Source organism: uncultured Paracoccus sp. (assembly GCF_947487305.1).
In the GTDB taxonomy this organism is placed as follows: domain Bacteria; phylum Pseudomonadota; class Alphaproteobacteria; order Rhodobacterales; family Rhodobacteraceae; genus Paracoccus.
Window position 1 is genome coordinate 126329 of record NZ_CANKWH010000007.1, and the last position, 17335, is coordinate 143663.

The following is a 17335-nucleotide window of genomic DNA, read 5'->3' on the forward strand; positions in this document are numbered from 1 at the left end:
CGCTCAGACCTTGCGCCGCTGGTCCGTCACCCGCTGGCGCGCCTGCGTCAGGTGATAGCTCATGAGCAGCGCCGCGCCCTCGCCGTCGCGGGCGCGGATCGCCTCGGCGATCTGGCGGTGCTCGGTGATGACCGCCTCGATCCGCTGGTCGGTGCCGATGCGCGTCAGGCTTTGCGCCACGCCGATCGCGGCCTGCATCTGCGCGCGCGTGGTGTCCAGCATCCGCGCAAAGATCTCGTTGCCGCTGGCGCGGGCTATGGCCATGTGGAAGGCGAAATCCAGTTCGATCACCGGCTCGCGACTCCGCATCACCTGCTCCAGCACCACCAGCGCCGAGTCGATCCGGGACAGGTCATCGAGCGCGGCGCGCAGGGCAGCAAGGCGGGCGGCGGCGGGTTCGACCGCCAGCCGCGCCTCCATGCAGCGCATCAGCCCGGCCACATCATCGGCCCCGGCATAGTCGATCAACCCCTGCGGCGGGCGGCGGCGCACGAAGCTGCCGATGCCATGGCGCGCCACGATGATCCCGTCGTCGCGCAGCCGCGCCAGCGCCTCGCGAACCACCGGGCGCGAGACCGAAAACCGCTCGCTGATCTGATGTTCCGACGGCAACTTCGCCCCTTCGGCGATCTGGCCGGCGGCGATCAGTTCCAGCACCCGGCCATAGATCTGGTCGGCCAGCGTCTCGCGCTTGCGGATCGGCTGGATCAGCAGCGGGTCTTGGCTCGCCGGCGCGTCGTTCATGCCAGTGTCCTGAAATCCGACCAGAGGGGCATGGCATACTTGTAAGCTTCGTTGACAACCCTGTCCAGCATGGGACAAGACAGGGGCAGTCTTGAAGGAGTCGCGCGATGCCCGATGGCAGCCAATTGAAGCCCCGCACGGCGGGTCAGGTTCTGGTCGATCAATTGCTGATCCATGGCGCCGATCGCGCCTTCTGCGTGCCGGGCGAAAGCTATCTCGAGGTGCTCGACGCGCTGCATGACGTCGCCGACCGCTTCACCCTCTACAATGCAAGGCACGAGGCCGGCGCGGCGGATATGGCCGAGGCCTATGGCAAGCTGACCGGCAAGCCCGGCATCTGCATGGTGACGCGCGGCCCCGGCGCCTGCCATGCCGCAATCGGCGTCCATATCGCGCAGCAGGACAGCACGCCGATGATCCTGCTGATCGGGCAGGTCGGTCGCGACATGATGGACCGCGAGGCCTTCCAGGAGGTCGATTACCGCCAGATGTTCGGCGGGCTGGCGAAATGGGTGGCGCAGATCGACTGCGCCGAGCGGGTGCCGGAATACATGGCCCGGGCCTTTCGCATGGCGACCTCGGGCCGCCCCGGCCCGGTGGTGCTGGCCTTGCCCGAGGACATGCTGACCGAGACCGTCACCGTGGCAGATGCCGAACCCTATCAGCCGACCCGCGCCGAAGTGAATGCGGGGGACATCGACCGCATCTGCGCCTTGCTGGCGACGGCAAAGCGGCCCCTGGTGATGCTGGGCGGATCGGGCTGGACCGAGCAAGCGGCATTGGACATCCAGACCTTTGCCGAGGCCAACGCCCTGCCCGTCTGCACCTCGTTCCGCCGTCAGGACGCCATCGACAACCATTCGTCGGCCTATGTCGGCGAATTCGGCACCGCCGTCAGCCCGACCATCGTCAAGCGCATCGCCGAGGCCGATCTCCTTCTGGTCCTCGGCGCGCGGCTGGGGGAAATGACCACGCGCGGCTATACCACGCTGACGCCGCCGCAATCGCGCCAGCGGCTGATCCATGTGCATCAGGATGCCGACGAGATCGGCCGGGTCTATGGCCCCGATCTGGGGATCGCCGCCGACATGCCGGGCGTCGTCGCCGGGCTGGCCGGGCGCGATCTGGGGCGGCGGGCGGATTGGGCCGATTGGGCCAACACCCTGCGCGACGAATATATCGCCGACACCGAACCGCCGGGCGACAACCAGTGGCAGCTGGACATGGGCAAGGCCTTCTGCGCCATCCGTGACGAGCTACCTGCCGACCTGATCGTGACGCTGGATGCCGGCAACCATACCGGCTGGGGGCAACGCTATCTGCGATTTGGCCGACCGGGGCGCGAGGTCGGCTCGACCTGCGGCTCGATGGGCTATGCGGTGCCGGCGGCGGTGGCTGCAGCACTGACCCGGCCCGAGAGCCTTGTGCTGGCGATGGTCGGCGATGGCGGCTTCATGATGAGCGGCATGGAACTGGCGACCGCCGCCCAATATGGCGCGACGCCCATCGTGCTCCTGTTCAACAACGGCATCTACGGCACCATCCGGATGCATCAGGAGCGCGAGCATCCGCGCCGCGTCTCGGGCACGACCATGGCCGGGCATGATTTCGGCAAGATGGCCGAGGGGCTGGGCTGCCATGCCGAGCGCGTGACCCGGACCGAGGAGTTCGCGCCGGCGCTCGCCCGCGCCCGCGCGTCGGGCAAGCCGGCGGTGATCGAGCTGGTCACCGATCCCGAACAGATTTCCAGCCGCACCACCATCACGCGGCTGCGCGAGCAGGCGGAGGCGCGGGTGTGAGTGCAGCGCTGATCGCCGCCCTGCGCGCCGCCGTGGGCGAGCGTCATGTCTGGACCGAACCGGACCAAATCGCCCCGCACCTGCGCGAGGATCGCCGCCGCTGGACCGGCGAGGCGATCGCGGTCGTCCATCCCGGCTCGACCGAGGAGGTCGCCGCCTGTGTCCGCGCCTGCGCGGAGACCGGCGTGGCGATGGTGCCGCAAGGGGGCAATACCGGGCTGGTTGGCGGCGGTGTGCCGCAGGGGGGCGTGGTCATCGCCACCGGGCGGATGAACCGCGTCCGTTCGGTCGATCCGCTGAACGCCACCATTACGGTCGAGGCCGGATGCACGCTGGCCTCGGTGCAACAGGCGGCGGCAGAGGCCGGACGGCTGTTTCCGCTGTCGCTGGCCTCAGAAGGGACCTGCCAGATCGGCGGCAATCTTTCGACCAATGCCGGCGGCACCGGCGTCCTGCATTACGGCAATACCCGCGAGCTGTGCCTTGGGGTCGAGGTGGTGTTGCCCGATGGCCGCATCCTGAACGCGCTGTCGGCGCTGCGGAAGGACAACACGGGTTACGACCTGCGCGACCTGTTCATCGGGGCCGAGGGCACGCTGGGGATCATCACCACGGCCGTGCTGAAGCTGTTCCCGAAACCCGCCATGAAAGTCACCGCCTTCGCCGGCTGCGCCGGGCCGCAAGCCGCGCTGGCGATCTTCGACATCCTGCGGGCGCGTGCCGGGGACAGCCTGACGGCCTTCGAATATCTGGAACGCTTCGGGGTCGAGATGGTGCTGGCCCATCTGCCCGGCGCACGCGACCCGATGGCCGAGCCGCATCCGGCCTATTGCCTGATCGAGCTCAGCTCGCCCGATCCCGATGCCAATCTCGAGACGCGGATGGAAAACGCGCTGGCCGAGGCGGTCGAGGCAGGACTGGTCGCCGATGCCGTTATCGGCAGTTCCGAGGCGCAGAATGCGGCGCTGTGGTCGCTGCGCGAAAGCATGTCCGAGATGCAGAAGCATTACGGCGCGTCGATCAAGCATGACGTGGCCGTGCCGGTCGCCCGCGTGGCCGAGCTGATCACCCGCGGGGTGGCGCTGTGTCGTGACTACATGCCGACGGTGCGCCCCTGCCCCTTCGGGCATTTCGGCGACGGCAACATCCATTTCAACCTGACCCGACCCGCCGACATGACCGATGCCGAGTTCCTGTCGCATTACCCCCGGTTCAATCGCATCGTGCATGATCTGGTGGCCTCGATGGGCGGCTCGATCTCGGCCGAGCATGGCATCGGCCTGGCCAAGCGCGACGAGCTGCCGCGTTACAAGGATCCGGTAGCGCTGGCGCTGATGGCCAGCCTCAAGGCCGCCATCGACCCGCAGAACCTGATGAACCCGGGCAAGGTGCTTGCAAACGCCTCCGGCCCCCAGAAAGGACAACCATGATCGACCTCTATACCTGGAGCACGCCCAATGGCCGCAAGATCTCGATCCTGCTGGAGGAGCTAGGCCAGCCCTATACCGTCCATGCGGTCGATATCGGCAAGGATCAACAGTTCGATCCGGCCTTCCTGAAGATCTCGCCCAATAACAAGATCCCGGCGATCTTCGACCATGATGCCGGATTTGCCGTGTTTGAATCGGGCGCGATCCTGATCCATCTGGCCGAACGCGCCGGGCGATTCCTGCCCACCGAGCCGAAAGCGCGGGCCGATGTGCTGCAATGGCTGATGTGGCAGATGGGCGGCTTTGGCCCGATGCTGGGTCAGGCGCATGTCTATCTCAAGAACAACCCCGGCCTCGCCCCCGCCGCCGAAGAACGCTTCCGCAAGGAGGCACAGCGGCTTTACGGCGTGCTGGACCGGCAGCTTGCGGACAGCGAGTTCGTGGCCGGGGATTATTCGATTGCGGATATGGCGATCTTCCCGTGGGTCGCACGGCATGACTGGCACCAGGTCGATCTGCGCGATTTCCCCAACGTCCTGCGCTGGTATCGCGCGCTGGCCGAGCGTCCGGCGGTGCAGCGGGGCTATCAGGTGCCGAAGGATGTCGGGCCGATTCCGATGCCGGACTGACCCGCGCGGTCAGGCCACACCGGGCTTCGGCGGCGCCTTGGGGGTAAAGCTGCCGCGCTCGGGCTTGAGGTCCAGAAGCGGGGTGCCGTCGAGGCAGTCGAGCCCGCGCACGATCACCTCGGCCCCCTCGATCCCGACCAGCCGCACAACCGAGGTGCCGATGGGATTGGGCCGCACCGGCGAGCGCAGGGCAAAGGTGCCAAGCGTCTTGCCATCGCCCTTGGGGCTTTGCGTGACCAGATCGCGGCGGCTGCGGTCGAGCCAGTAAAGCACCTCGATCCGATCATAGTCTTCAAGCCCCGCCAGCGCCGGCTGCCAGACAGGGTCCAGAACCAGCCGGCATTCCGGCCCGTCCTCGGCTCCCTGACGCGGGCAAAGGTCGCGCGTGGCCCATGGCGTGCGGATCACGCCGATGAAGCGCAGCTGCGCATCGGCGGCCGGACGCAGATCAACCACCGCCTCATTGACCCTGGCTGGTTTCTGATCGCTCACCGCGCACCCCGTAAATTTTGCATATCCATGCTGGTCCGCGCCCGGCACATGCTCTTATTCGCCCGAGTCGTTTCCCTTTTCCAGACTTGAATTGTCCTGCTTTCACGCGCTACCGTCATGGTCAGCACAATTTCCCGTCAGGTGGAGAATTTGCAAGGCATCGGTGAGGCATTCGGGCTGGCCTGGCAGCTGGTCCTGACAGGCGATGCGGCGCTGGTCGAGATCGTCGCCCTGTCGCTGCAGGTCAGCCTGACCGCAACCGCTCTCGCCTGCCTCATCGGCCTGCCCCTCGGGGCCATCGTTGCGACCCTGCGCTTTCGTGGCCGCGAGGCGGTGCTGATCCTGATGAATGCGCTGATGGGACTGCCGCCTGTCGTCATTGGCCTTCTGGTCTATCTCTACCTGTCGCGTTCGGGTCCGCTGGGGTTCCTGGGACTGCTTTATACACCGGCGGCGATGATTCTGGCACAGACGATCCTGATCACCCCTATCGTCGCGGCGCTGTCGCGGCAGGTGATCGAGGATCTGCATGTCGAATATGACGAACAATTCCGCTCGCTCTGCCTCAGCCGGGGCCAGACCATGCGGGCGCTGATCTGGGATGCGCGCTATTCGCTGCTGACCGTGGGGCTGGCGGGCTTTGGCCGCGCCGTGGCCGAGGTGGGCGCGGTGATGATCGTCGGCGGCAATATCGATCACCTGACCCGGGTGATGACCACGGCCATCGCGCTGGAAACCTCCAAGGGGGATCTGCCGCTGGCACTCGCGCTCGGCATCATCCTGCTGGTACTGGCGCTGGGGGTGAATGCGGCGGTGCAATCGGTGCGGCTGACGGCGACGCGGCAGGCCTATGTCTGATCTGGCCGACAGGACAGTCCTTCGCGGCCGTGACATCCCGGCGGTGGCGCGGCCCGCGCGCGCGCCGGTCCTGCCGCTGACCTTGCGCGGCGTCACGCTTCAACTGGCCGGACAGACCATCCTCGACGGGCTGGATCTGGATCTCGGCACGCGCGGCTGCACCGTCATCATGGGACCGAATGGCACGGGGAAAAGCCTGCTTTTGAAGCTGCTGCACGGGTTGATCCTGCCGACATCGGGCCAGATCCGCTGGGGCGCGCTGTCCCCTGCAGAGGTCACGGCCCGGCAGTCGCTCGTCTTCCAGAAACCGATGCTGCTGCGCCGCTCGGTCGCGGCCAATCTGGATTTCGTCCTGCAAGCACGCGGCAAGGATCGCGGGCGGCGCGACGCGCTGCTGGATCATGTCGGGCTGCGGCACAAGTCTGATCAGCCGGCCCGGCAATTGTCGGGGGGCGAGGCACAGCGGCTGGCGATGGCGCGGGCGCTGGCCACCGATCCTGATGTGCTGTTGATGGACGAGCCGACCGCCAGCCTCGATCCCGCCTCGACGCTGGCCATCGAGACCATCATGGCCGAGGCACGCGACAGCGGCATCCGGGTCATCCTCGTCACCCACGATGTCGGTCAGGCCCGGCGCATGGCGGATGATGTCGTCTTCCTGCATCGCGGGCGCATCACTGAACACCGGGAAGCCCCGGGCTTCTTTGCCCGTCCCGACACCGAGGCCGCACGGGATTTCCTGCAGGGCAACCTGGTGCTTTGACCCCTTTCGCAATGGAGCGTGCTTTCATGACCGCAAAGACTGTGACGATTGCCCTCCTCGCCCTTGCGACGCCGGCACTTGCGCAGGAGCAATCGATCCTCGTGCAATCCACCACCTCGACGGCCAATTCGGGGCTTTACGATTACCTGCTGCCGATCTTCACCACTGAAAGCGGCATCATCGTCAATGTCGTGGCCGTCGGCACCGGGCAGGCGATCAAGAATGCCGAGAATTGCGATGGCGACGTGCTGCTGGTCCATGCCAAGCCGGCCGAAGAGAAGTTCGTGGCCGACGGCTTCGGCACCACGCGCAGCGACCTGATGTATAATGACTTCATCATCGTCGGCCCGCCCTCCGATCCGGCTGGCATCAAGGGCATGACCGACGTGCAGCCGGCGCTGGCAAAGATCGCCGAGACGAAAGCCCCTTTCGCCTCGCGCGGGGATGATTCCGGCACCCATCAGAAGGAAATGGAACTCTGGTCGGACTCCGGTGCCGATCCCAAGGCCGCCTCGGGCGACTGGTATCGTGAAACCGGCTCGGGCATGGGGGCGACGCTGAATACCGGTCTTGGCATGGGCGCCTATGTGCTGACCGACCGCGCCACCTGGATCAGCTTCGAGAACAAGCAGGACTACCTGATCGTCGTCGAGGGCGATCAGGATCTTTACAACCAGTATGGCGTGATCCCGGTCAATCCGGCGAAATGCCCCTCGGTCAAGAGCGCCGAGGCGCAGGTCTTTGCCGACTGGCTGGTCTCGGAGGCAGGACAGGCCGCGATCGCGGGTTACAAGATCAACGATCAGCAGCTGTTCTTCCCGAATGCGCCGAAACAGTGATACCTTTCGCAGACCGGGTGACCGGCCCCGCATGACAAGATGATGATGAGCGAGACCGTCGACAGCCCCGAATTCCTGACCGTGCGCGAGCTGGCCGAGCTTTTGCGCATCAAGGAGCGCAAGGTCTATGACCTTGCCGCCTCGGGCGAGGTTCCGGTTTCGCGCGCCACGGGAAAGCTGCTGTTTCCCGCCCGCGAGGTGCGCGACTGGATCGAGCGCGCCCGTACGGGTGGCAAGGTCGAGGTGGCGGCGCGCCCGCCGATCGTGCTGGGCAGCCATGACCCACTGCTCGACTGGACCATGCGTCAGTCGCAATCGGGGCTTGCCACCTTCTTCGACGGCTCGATGGACGGGCTGGCGCGCTTTGCCCGGGGAGAAGGCATCGCGGCGGGACTGCATATCCACGACGCCCGCAGCCGCAGCTGGAACATCGTTGCCGCTTCGATGATGGCGCGCGATCTGAACGCGGTTCTGGTCGCATTTGCGAGCCGCCGCAGGGGGCTGGTGATCGGGGATGGCTTGCCCGAGCCCAAGGGCATCGCCGATCTGGCGGGCCTGCGCGTCACCCCGCGGCAAGAGGACTCCGGGACCGCCATCCTGTTCCGCGAACTGGCCGCCGAGGCCGGGCTGGACCTTGCGCAGGTGGCGCTGCAACCCGTGGCACGAACCGAGGATGATGCCGTCGAAAGCGTGCGGCGCGGCGAATCCGATGTGACCTTCGGCCTTGAATCCGTCGCCCGCAGCTTTGGCCTGCGCTTCGTCCCGCTGATCGAGGAACAGTATGCGCTGCTGGTCGATCGCAAGGCCTGGTTCGATCCCTGCTTCCAGAAGCTGATCGCCTTCTGCCAGACCGACGCCTTCCGCCAGCGGGCGGAAGGCTATGGCGGCTACGATGTCAGCGAGGCCGGCAAGGTGATGTGGAACGCCTGAGCGGGCGTCAGATCTTGCCCTCTTTCACCAAACCAAATCGTTTCGGGAAATACCATTGCAGCACTTCGCGGAAACGCTGAGAGCTGTCGCGCGCCCAGTTCCGCATCAGCTCGGACCCGAACTGGATCGCCGTGATCGGCGTGGCGCCCGCCGCCCGCATCCGCTCCAGCGCCTGATCGTGGGCAACCGGGGAGATCCCCCCCACGGCATCGGCGACCGGGTAGACGTGATAACCCTCGGCCTGCATGTCAAGCGTCGGGAAGGTCAGGCAGACCTCGGTCCACAGACCCGCCATGACGATGTTCTTGCGCCCCGTCGCCTCGACGGCCTTGCGGAATTCCTCGTCCTCCCACGCATTGACGCCGCTGCGGTCGATTTCGGTTACACCCGGCAGTTCCGCCATGATCGCCTCGGCGGTTCCGGTATTCACCCCCATGTCCACGCCGACCGTCGAGACGATCACCGGGATCTCGTAGGCCCGCGCCAGCTTGCAGAGCGCGATCACGTTCAGGTCGATCTCATCCCGCGTCGATGAGGTGATCGTGCGGTACTGCTCGGGTTGATAGTCGATCAGCACCACCGCGCAATTCTGCGGCGTCAGCAGGTGATCCGTCTTCGGGTCGCGGATCGGTTCGGGTTGGGTCTTGGCCATTGGGTCCTCCTTCTTCCTTCCAGTCTTGGCTCAAAATTCGCGCTTCAACAGGCTGCGGTCAACCGACAGCGGACCCGCGCCCCATGCCGCCAGGAACAGCGCCGCGACGGTCCACATGGCCGACAGCCCCTCGGCCTTGAACTGCACCTGATGCAGGAAGACCGCGCCGCCATCTGCCGCCAGATTGCGCAGCCCGTCCTCGGTGAAGAGGCTCGCCTGCTGGGCTAGCTGCGCCATACCCTCGGGCGTCAGGATCGCCGCGCCATAGGGATGGCTGAGATGGAACCAATAGGTCACAGCCAGCATCACGCCATTTGCCAGCGCCGCCGGACGGGTCAGTAAGCCGAGAACGATCAGCACACCGCCGACGAATTGCAGTGCCGCCAGTACGGCGGACCACAGCCAGCCGGGATAGAGACCAAGGTTCTCGGTAAAGCCAGCCATGGCGAAAGGCGCGAGAATCTTGGGCCAGCCCTCGACGATCAGCAGCGCACCGACGGTCAGCCGCAGCCCAAGATAGGCCAGCGGTTTGGCAAAGCTGTCATAGAACCCTGCCATGAACGGCAGAAACAACGGCGTTCTGGAAAGATTGTCCCGCATCACTCGCTCCTCGTTTCCCCGGCGCGGCCACAATCCGCCGCCCCTCCGCAGCAGCAGGTCGCGCCTGCAATCGTGCGATGCCAGATGACAATGCCAAAATACTGCGTTCTGGCTTATCGAACATAAGACATCTTCCTGTCGGCAGGCTCAAGACCCATCTGACCCCCAAGGGCGGCGCGGCCGCATCACCCAACTGAGGTCAGAAATGCGTAAAATCCTGTCAAAATCCTCCGCGCCGCGCGGTCATTGGGTCGGCGACGGCTTTCCCGTCCGCTCGCTTTTTTCGCACACGTCGGGCGACAACGATAACACCCCCTTCCTGATGCTGGACTATGGCGGCCCGCATGATTTTACCCCGGCCAAGAAACCGCGCGGCGTCGATGTGCATCCCCACAAGGGCTTCGAGACCGTCACCATCGTTTATGAGGGCGAGGTCGAGCATGGCGACAGCACCGGCAAGGGCGGGGTGATCCGCAAGGGCGACGTGCAATGGATGACCGCCGGCAGCGGCATCCTGCACAAGGAATTCCACAGCCGCGATTTCACCGCCAAGGGCGGCCGTTTCGAGATGGTGCAGTTGTGGGTGAACCTGCCCAAGAAGCACAAATCGGCCAAGCCGGGCTATCAGGGCATCACCGATGCGCAGGTGCCTGCGGTCGAATTGCCGGATGGCGCGGGCCAGTTGCGGGTGATCGCGGGTGCCTATGGTGGCAAGAAGGGGCCGGCGCGGACCTTTACGCCGATGGACGTCTGGGATCTGCGGCTCAACATCGGCAAGCCCGTCACCCTGACGCCGGTCGAGGGCCACAACGTCATCGTCGTGGTGCTGAGCGGCGATGTCGTGCTGAACGGCGAAACCCGGCTCGGCGGCCCCTCCTCGGCGCGGCTGTCGCGCAAGGGCGGGGAAATCCTGCTCGAGGCCGGCAGCGAGGCCAAGGTGCTGATCCTTGCCGGCCAGCCGATCGACGAGCCGGTGGCGGCTTACGGTCCCTTCGTGATGAACAGCGAGGCCGAGATCCGCAAGGCGATGAGCGATTTCCAGTCGGGTCGCTTCGGGCGGATGTGACCGACCGATTCAGGAGTAAGGCCATGGATGACGAGGTGCTGAAACTGGGAACCCGCGCGGGCCTGCCCGAGGAACTGCTGTTCCTCGCGCGCCAGCACCCGCGCGGCAACTGGCGTGGACAGCCCGGCCTTGCCGGGACGGGCGAGTTCTGGCTGGCCAATCACGACTATTTCCGCGGCATGATCCAGCGGATCGCGGGCGAGCTGTCGGCCTTGCGGGACAGTGGCGAAACCGGCTTAGACAGCAGCCCGGCCCTGCAGCGCCACATCAACGGGTTGCTCGGCGGTCTCGACGGGCATCACCGGGTCGAGGATCACCATTACTTCCCCGCCTTCCAGCGCGCCGAACCGCGTCTGCTGCGGGGATTCGAGATCCTCGATGCCGACCACCACCTGATCCACGACAGCATCGACGAGCTGGCGGCCACGACCCGCGACAGCCTGCAAAGGCTGGGTCAGGCCGAGGGGGTGATGTCCAGCGACCAGCGGTTTGCCGTCGATGCGCTGGCTGACGTGGTGAACCGCTTTGCACCGCTGCTGCGTCAGCATCTGGCCGATGAGGAGGATCTGGTCATTCCGCTGATCCTCGAACGCGCTCGGCAGGACCCCGAGTTCTCGTAGACCCGGTTCAGCCTGCCACGATATCGCGATACTCCGGGTGGGTCGCAAAGAAGTGGCCCATGAAGCTGCATTTCAGCACCGCCTTGCGCCCCGAGGCGCGGATCTGGTCGAAGACCCCGGTCGCCAGCCGCGTGCCGATGCCCTGCCCGCCATAGGCGAAGGGCACCTCGGTATGAGTCAGCACGACATTGCCGTTCTCGTCGACCTGGTAATAGGCGGCGGCGATGTCCTCACGCTCCAGCGCCAGTTCGAACCGATGCTCGGCCGGGTTCTCGATCACCTCACTTGGCATGAATGTCCCTTTCGCTCATGGCGCCCGCAAGCCCCAGAAACTGGACCAACTCTCCCGCCGCCGCCCCGCCCGCGCGATTGGCGCCGATGGTCGAGGCCGAGGGGCCGTAGCCCACCAGATGCACACGTGGATCGCGGGCGGCCTGCGTGGCAAGACGGCCGGTCATGACGATGCCGCCATTCTCCTCGCGCAGTTGCAGAGGGGCCAGATGGTCCAGCGCGCTGCGGAACCCCGTGGCCCAGAGGATCACATCCACCGTCTCCTCGCGCCCGTCGGGCCAGCGGATGCCGGTGGGGGTGATCTCGGAGAACATCGGCCGGCGGTTCAACACACCGCGGTCCTGCATGGCGCGGATGGCTGGGGTCATCGGGATGCCGGTGACTGAGACGACCGAGCCGGGGATCAGCCCCTGCCGCACCCGCTCCTCGACCCGCGCGACGGCGGCACGTCCATCCTCGGGGGTGAAATCGCCCTCGTGAAATTCAGGCGGTCGGCGTGTGACCCAGATGGTGCGAGCCGCCACGCGTGAGATCTCGTCCAGAAACTGCAGCGCCGAGATGCCGGCGCCGACGATGACCACGCGCTTGCCGGCAAACTCCTCGGGACGCTGGTAGTCATGGGTGTGCATCTGCCGGCCCTGGAACAGCTCGCGCCCCGGGTAATAGGGGATCTGCGGTGCGTCCCATGTTCCGGTCGCATTGATGATGCCGCGCGCCGAGAAGGTCTCGCGATCGGTCTCGATCCGCAGCCGCTCGCCCCGGCCACAGACCAGCCGCACCGTTACCGGGCGATAGACCGGCAACTGAAACCGCTCCTCGTAGGCGCGGAAATAGGCCGGCACCGCCTCGGCTGCGCGCACCTCGGTCTGGCCCGGGTCCAGCACCTCGGCAAAGCCCATGCCGGGCAGGTCGTGCAGCCGGTTGATCGTCTTCATGGTCAGCGAGGGCCAGCGGAACTGCCAGGCGCCGCCGGGTTCGGGGGATTTGTCCAGAAGCAGGAATTCCTTGCCGCCCCTCAGCCCCAGCCGGTGCAGGTGATAGGCGGCCGACAGCCCGGCCTGCCCGCCGCCGATGACGAGGATATCGATCTTGTAGGCAAGGTTACTCATCACGCCTCGGCAGGTTTTGCGTCAGGATGACGTTACCCGGCTGCGGCGCAGGCACAAGCCCGCCTGGCGTCCGTGGCTCAGTCGCGCAAGCTGCGGCCGAGATCCTGCAAGCGGCAGAAGGCATCGTAGCGCCGGTCATGCGCCGCCACGGCTTCGGGATGGGGGTCATAGGTCGAGGATCTGTGGGTCATCTGCCCCATCGCCTCGGGCATCGAGCCGTATCTGCCCGCCGCCACCGCGCCAAGGATGGCCGAGCCCAGCAAGACCGGCTCCTCTGCCCCCACCGCCAAGACCGGTCGCCCCGCCGCATCCGCCAGAAGCTGGCGGACCAGCGGCAATTGCCCGGCCCCGCCCGAGATGACGATGCGATCCACCGAGGCCCCGGCGCAGTCCTGCGTCTCGATGATCTGGCGAAGGCCATAGCCGATGCCCGACAGCCCGGCTATGTAGAGCGCGACAAGGCTGTCGGCGTCCTGCGCCATGCCGAGACCGGCAATAATCGCGCGGGCATGGGGATCGGCGAAGGGCGCGCGGTTGCCCAGAAACTCGGGCACAACATGCAGGCCCTTGGCCAGCGCCACCACGCCCTCGGCCCCGGACAGTGCCTCGGCGCGCTTCGCCAGCCAGACCGGCAGGGATTGCCCCGCAGCCTGCGCCGTCTCGCGCGCCTCGGCTGCGGCGGGATGGAAGGACAGCAACTGATCGATGGCGGCACCGGCGGCGGATTGCCCGCCTTCGTTCAGCCAGAGCCCCGGCACCATCGCCTGATAATAGGGCCCCCAGACCCCCGGCACAAAGACCGGATCGCTGGTCGAGGTCATGGTGCAGGACGACGTGCCGAAGACATAGGCGAGGTTCGATTGCGGGCTGCCCTCGGCCCCGACCGTGCCGATTCCGCCGGCATGGGCGTCGATCAGCCCGGCGGCGACCGGCGTGCCGGGTTTCAGCCCCAGATCCTCGGCGGCCTCGGGCGTCAGGCCGCTGCCAAGCGGCGTGCCGGGGGCAACAACCGTCTGACCGATGCGGGCGAAATCCTGATCGGCCAGATCGCCCAGACCGATGCTGCGGAAATAATCCGGGTCCCAACGGCTCTCATGGGCAAGATAGGTCCATTTGCAGGTGACGGTGCAGGTCGAGCGGACCAGACTGCCCGTCGCCCGCCAGCTGAGGTAATCGGCGAGGTCAAAGAACTGCCAGGCCGCGCCATAGCTCTGCGGCATATTCTCGCTGAGCCAGAGCAGCTTCGGCGTCTCCATCTCGGGCGAGATGACGCCGCCGACATAGCGCAGGACATCGTGGCCCGCCGCGTTGATGCGCTCGGCCTGATCGATGGCGCGGTGATCCATCCAGACGATGATATTGCGGGCCGGATCGCCCGAGGGGCTGACGGTCAGCGGCGCCCCGCCCTCGCCCAGCACAACCAGCGAACAGGTGGCGTCAAAGCCGATCCCCGCCACCCGAGCGGGATCGATGCCGGAATCGGCCATCGCCTCGCGCACCGAGGCGCAGATGGCCGACCAGATATCCTCGCTCGACTGCTCGACGATGTCGCCCGCCTCGCGCCACATGCGGATATCGCGCTTGGCCGAGGCCAGCATGGCGCCCGAGGCATCGAACAGTCCCGCCCGGGCGCTGCCGGTGCCGACATCCACGCCCAGAAACACGGCGTCACTCATGGTCTTGTTCCTCCGTGAGAAGCGTCACAGATCGACGCTGTTCGGCAGGATCACCAGATCGCGGATCACCACATTGCGCGGGCGCGACAGCATGAACAGCACCGCCTCGGCCACTTCCTTCGGCTGCATCAGCGAGCCATTGGCCAGCGCCTCCTCCATCTTGGCCTTGGGCCAGTCGTCCAGCAGCGCCGTCACCACCGGGCCGGGCAGCACCGCGCCCATGCGGATGCCGTGCGGACTGACCTGCCGGCGGGTGGCGTGCAGAAAGGCCTGAACCGCGAATTTCGAGGCGGTATAGATCGGCTCCCACACCACCGGAACGACGCCAGCGACCGAAGAGGTGAAGATGATGTCGCCGGTCTTGCGCTCGATCATGCCGGGCAGAACCGCCCGGACCGAGCGGAAGGCGGCATTGATGTTCAGATGCAGCATCCGGTCCCAGGCATCCGGATCGCCCTCGGCCGCCGGGCCGCCGATATAGGCCCCGGCATTCGCGTGCAGGATATCCAGCGGCGCGCCGGCCAGCCCCTCGATCGCGGCCGCCATGCCGTCCACCTGCGCCCCGTCCATCAGGTCGACGACCAGCGGCTTGGCCATCGGCCCCAGCTCGGCGCAGAGCGTGTTGAGGCGGTCTGCCGCGCGGTCCACCAGCACCACGGTCGCACCTTCGGCCAGCAGGGTCTTGGCGCATTCAAGCCCGATCCCCGAGGCCGCGCCGGTGACCGCCGCGACCTTGCCCTTCATCAGTTCAGCCATATCCGATCTCCTTCTGTCTCAACCGCGGCCATGGCTGGCGCGGGACTGGCGTGCGAGGCTGTCAACGATGACCGCAATGGCCAGAACCGCGCCGGTGATCATGTAGCGCAGCGATGAGCTGAGATTCAGCAGCGTCAGGCCGTTCGAGATCGCCTGAATGACGAGGATGCCGAGCAGCGCCGACCAGGCCGAGCCGCGCCCGCCGAAGAGCGAGGTGCCCCCGATCACCGCCGCCGCGATGGCGTTCAGGTTCACGTCTCCAGCCCCTGCCTGCTGGCTCGAGGTCGCGAGCCGTGCCGAGGCCAGAACGCCCCCCAGTGCCGCCAGCGACGAACACAGCATGAAGGCGGTCATGCGGATGCGGTTCACATTGATGCCCGAGCGGCGGGCGGCCTCGCGGTTGCCACCGACGGCGAACATCGAGCGGCCCCATTGGGTGCGGGTCAGCAGGTAGTTCATCGCCACGACCAAGAGGACGAACAGCCCGAACATGTAGGGCACGCCGCGTCCCTGATTGAGATAGATCACCGCGACCAGCAGCGCCCCCGTCAGGATCGCCGCCTTGGCGATCAGCACGCTGAGTCCGGGGCTGGACAGGTTCGCCTCGGCCCGGCGGCGCATGGTGCCAAGGCCCGTGACCACCATCACCACCCCCGGCAGGATCGCCAGCAGATAGCTGAGCCAATGCGGCATGATGAGGATCTGCCCGAACTTCACCAGCGCCGAGTTGTAGCTGAGATTGATCGAGCCGGTCGGCCCGAGGATGTAGAGCTGCATTCCCAGCAGCGCCAAAAGGCCCGAGAGGGTCGAGACAAAGCTGGGCATGCCGAACTTGTTCAGAAGCGTGGCATAGATCATGCCCATGACCGCCCCGGCGGCCAGCGCCGCGAGGATCGCCAGAACGACCGGCATCCCCATGTTCGCCCAGATAACCCCGACCAACGCCGAGGCAAGGCCGCTCATCGAGCCGACCGACAGGTCGATCTCGCCCAGAATCAGCACGCAGACGATGCCAAGCGAGATGCAGCCCACGGCGGCGGCGTCGAACAGCAGGTTCACCAGGTTGTTCGGCGCCAGAAAGACCGGGTTCAGCGAGGCGAAGACGACCGAGATCAGCACCAGCCCCACAGCGACGGGCAGCATGCCCAGATCGCCCGAACGGACGCGGTCGATGAAGGCGCGGATGGCGCCGGAAATGCCCTCGTCATGGCGCACGCGGCTGTCCGAGCGGTCCAGCGCGGCGGGTTTGTTCTGATCGCTCATGCGTGATGCTCCACTTCTTCCTTGCGGGCGCGGCGGCGCGATACCGCGTTCTCGGTCGCGCCGGTGATGGCGGCGACCAGTTCGGCATTCGAGGTTTCGGCGGTGAAGATGCCGTTGTTGCGCCCCAGCCGCAGGACGACGATGCGGTCGGCGACGGCGCGCACATCCTCCATGTTATGCGAGATGAGGACGACCCCGTGACCGCGATCGCGCACCCGCTCGATCAGGTTCAGCACCTCGGCGGTCTGGGCCACGCCAAGCGCGGCGGTCGGTTCGTCCAGCATGATGATCTTGGGATCCAAGAGCAGCGAGCGGGCGATGGCGACGGTCTGGCGCTGCCCGCCCGACAGCGAGGCGATCGGTTCACGGACCGAGGGGATGCGCGCAGCCAGCTCGCGCAGCAGGGTCCAGGCACGAACCTCCATCTGCACCTCGTCCAGCGCCCAGGGGTTCAGCTCGTGACCGAGGAACAGGTTGGCCACCACATCAAGGTTTTCGCAGAGCGCGAGATCCTGAAACACCGTGGCGATGCCCATTTCCAGCGCCTTGCCGGGGCTGTCCAAGTCTACCGGCTTGCCCATGAATTCGATGCTGCCCGCCGTCGGCTGGTGCACACCGGCCAGAACCTTGACCAATGTGGACTTGCCGGCGCCGTTATCGCCCACAAGGGCCACGACCTCGCCCGCATGAATGTCCAGATCGATTTCGGTCAGGGCCGAGACCGCACCGAACTGCTTGGATACGCCGCGCAACTTCAGGATCGGCTCGGCAGGATTTTGGCCTGTGGCCATGGGCTGTCTCCTTCCCCGTAAATGGCG

19 protein-coding genes are annotated in these 17335 nt (G+C 66.4%); 9 read left to right on the forward strand and 10 right to left on the reverse strand.

The features are described 5' to 3' along the window. Positions 1–3: 3 nt before the first annotated feature. Complete coding sequence (locus Q1A36_RS10655; RefSeq protein ID WP_299843343.1) at positions 4–744, reverse strand: FadR/GntR family transcriptional regulator; 741 nt, start codon at positions 742–744, stop codon at positions 4–6. A gap of 107 nt (positions 745–851) precedes the next feature. Here Q1A36_RS10655 and Q1A36_RS10660 point away from each other — a divergent pair, with 107 nt between their 5' ends. The 3 genes from Q1A36_RS10660 to Q1A36_RS10670 are packed head-to-tail and all read left to right on the forward strand — an operon-like array spanning position 852 to position 4602. After that, positions 852–2543: a thiamine pyrophosphate-binding protein gene (locus Q1A36_RS10660; RefSeq protein ID WP_299843346.1), complete on the forward strand. Its 1692-nt coding sequence runs from the start codon at positions 852–854 to the stop codon at positions 2541–2543. Next, complete coding sequence (locus tag Q1A36_RS10665) at positions 2540–3973, forward strand: FAD-binding oxidoreductase (RefSeq protein ID WP_299843349.1); 1434 nt, start codon at positions 2540–2542, stop codon at positions 3971–3973. Before Q1A36_RS10660 ends, Q1A36_RS10665 begins: the two co-directional genes overlap by 4 nt. Then, positions 3970–4602, forward strand: coding sequence for a glutathione S-transferase N-terminal domain-containing protein (locus Q1A36_RS10670; protein ID WP_299843352.1), 633 nt, complete (start codon positions 3970–3972; stop codon positions 4600–4602). The genes Q1A36_RS10665 and Q1A36_RS10670 overlap by 4 nt, the downstream gene beginning before the upstream one ends. Positions 4603–4611: 9 nt before the next feature. Here Q1A36_RS10670 and tsaA read toward each other — a convergent pair whose 3' ends face one another. Then, positions 4612–5094, reverse strand: coding sequence for a tRNA (N6-threonylcarbamoyladenosine(37)-N6)-methyltransferase TrmO (gene tsaA / locus Q1A36_RS10675; protein ID WP_299843355.1), 483 nt, complete (start codon positions 5092–5094; stop codon positions 4612–4614). A gap of 150 nt (positions 5095–5244) precedes the next feature. Here tsaA and Q1A36_RS10680 point away from each other — a divergent pair, with 150 nt between their 5' ends. The 4 genes from Q1A36_RS10680 to Q1A36_RS10695 are packed head-to-tail and all read left to right on the forward strand — an operon-like array spanning position 5245 to position 8484. Continuing rightward, positions 5245–5952, forward strand: coding sequence for an ABC transporter permease (locus tag Q1A36_RS10680; protein WP_299843616.1), 708 nt, complete (start codon positions 5245–5247; stop codon positions 5950–5952). Continuing rightward, entirely contained in the window at positions 5945–6715 is a 771-nt protein-coding gene (locus Q1A36_RS10685) for an ATP-binding cassette domain-containing protein (protein ID WP_299843358.1), read from the forward strand. Before Q1A36_RS10680 ends, Q1A36_RS10685 begins: the two co-directional genes overlap by 8 nt. Positions 6716–6741: 26 nt before the next feature. Next, positions 6742–7554 (forward strand): substrate-binding domain-containing protein, encoded by an 813-nt coding sequence (locus tag Q1A36_RS10690; RefSeq protein WP_299843361.1) that lies wholly within the window; start codon positions 6742–6744, stop codon positions 7552–7554. Positions 7555–7599: 45 nt separating this feature from the next. Next, positions 7600–8484 (forward strand): helix-turn-helix transcriptional regulator, encoded by an 885-nt coding sequence (locus tag Q1A36_RS10695; protein ID WP_299843364.1) that lies wholly within the window; start codon positions 7600–7602, stop codon positions 8482–8484. Between the two features lie 7 nt (positions 8485–8491). Here the strand turns inward: Q1A36_RS10695 and Q1A36_RS10700 are convergent, their stop codons facing one another. Beyond that, positions 8492–9136, reverse strand: a complete 645-nt coding sequence (locus tag Q1A36_RS10700) for an isochorismatase family protein (protein ID WP_101753719.1) — start codon at positions 9134–9136, stop codon at positions 8492–8494. A 30-nt stretch (positions 9137–9166) separates the two neighbouring features. Then, a complete protein-coding gene (locus Q1A36_RS10705) occupies positions 9167–9736 on the reverse strand; it encodes a DoxX family protein (protein WP_299843368.1) in 570 nt (189 codons plus the stop codon). A gap of 205 nt (positions 9737–9941) precedes the next feature. Here Q1A36_RS10705 and Q1A36_RS10710 point away from each other — a divergent pair, with 205 nt between their 5' ends. Together Q1A36_RS10710 and Q1A36_RS10715 are read left to right on the forward strand one after the other, a co-directional pair. Beyond that, on the forward strand, positions 9942–10802 hold the full coding sequence (locus tag Q1A36_RS10710) for a pirin family protein (protein ID WP_299843371.1): 861 nt from the start codon (positions 9942–9944) through the stop codon (positions 10800–10802). A 23-nt stretch (positions 10803–10825) separates the two neighbouring features. Further along, positions 10826–11422 carry a hemerythrin domain-containing protein gene (locus Q1A36_RS10715; protein WP_299843374.1) on the forward strand — a complete coding sequence of 199 codons (597 nt, stop codon included), beginning with the start codon at positions 10826–10828 and terminating at the stop codon, positions 11420–11422. A gap of 7 nt (positions 11423–11429) precedes the next feature. On the opposite strand, the gene Q1A36_RS10720 is transcribed toward Q1A36_RS10715, so the two are convergent. The 6 genes from Q1A36_RS10720 to Q1A36_RS10745 form a co-directional block, all read right to left on the reverse strand. After that, complete coding sequence (locus Q1A36_RS10720) at positions 11430–11714, reverse strand: GNAT family N-acetyltransferase (protein WP_299843377.1); 285 nt, start codon at positions 11712–11714, stop codon at positions 11430–11432. Beyond that, complete coding sequence (locus Q1A36_RS10725; protein WP_299843380.1) at positions 11704–12822, reverse strand: NAD(P)-binding domain-containing protein; 1119 nt, start codon at positions 12820–12822, stop codon at positions 11704–11706. Before Q1A36_RS10725 ends, Q1A36_RS10720 begins: the two co-directional genes overlap by 11 nt. A 77-nt stretch (positions 12823–12899) precedes the next feature. After that, a complete protein-coding gene (locus Q1A36_RS10730; RefSeq protein ID WP_299843383.1) occupies positions 12900–14498 on the reverse strand; it encodes an FGGY-family carbohydrate kinase in 1599 nt (532 codons plus the stop codon). A 24-nt stretch (positions 14499–14522) separates the two neighbouring features. Next, positions 14523–15254, reverse strand: coding sequence for an SDR family oxidoreductase (locus Q1A36_RS10735; RefSeq protein ID WP_299843385.1), 732 nt, complete (start codon positions 15252–15254; stop codon positions 14523–14525). A gap of 18 nt (positions 15255–15272) precedes the next feature. Continuing rightward, a complete protein-coding gene (locus Q1A36_RS10740; RefSeq protein WP_299843388.1) occupies positions 15273–16517 on the reverse strand; it encodes a sugar ABC transporter permease in 1245 nt (414 codons plus the stop codon). Continuing rightward, the gene (locus tag Q1A36_RS10745) at positions 16514–17308 is read right to left on the reverse strand and encodes an ATP-binding cassette domain-containing protein (RefSeq protein WP_101753710.1); all 795 of its coding nucleotides are present in this window, start codon (positions 17306–17308) and stop codon (positions 16514–16516) included. Before Q1A36_RS10745 ends, Q1A36_RS10740 begins: the two co-directional genes overlap by 4 nt. Between the last annotated feature and the right edge of the window lie 27 nt (positions 17309–17335).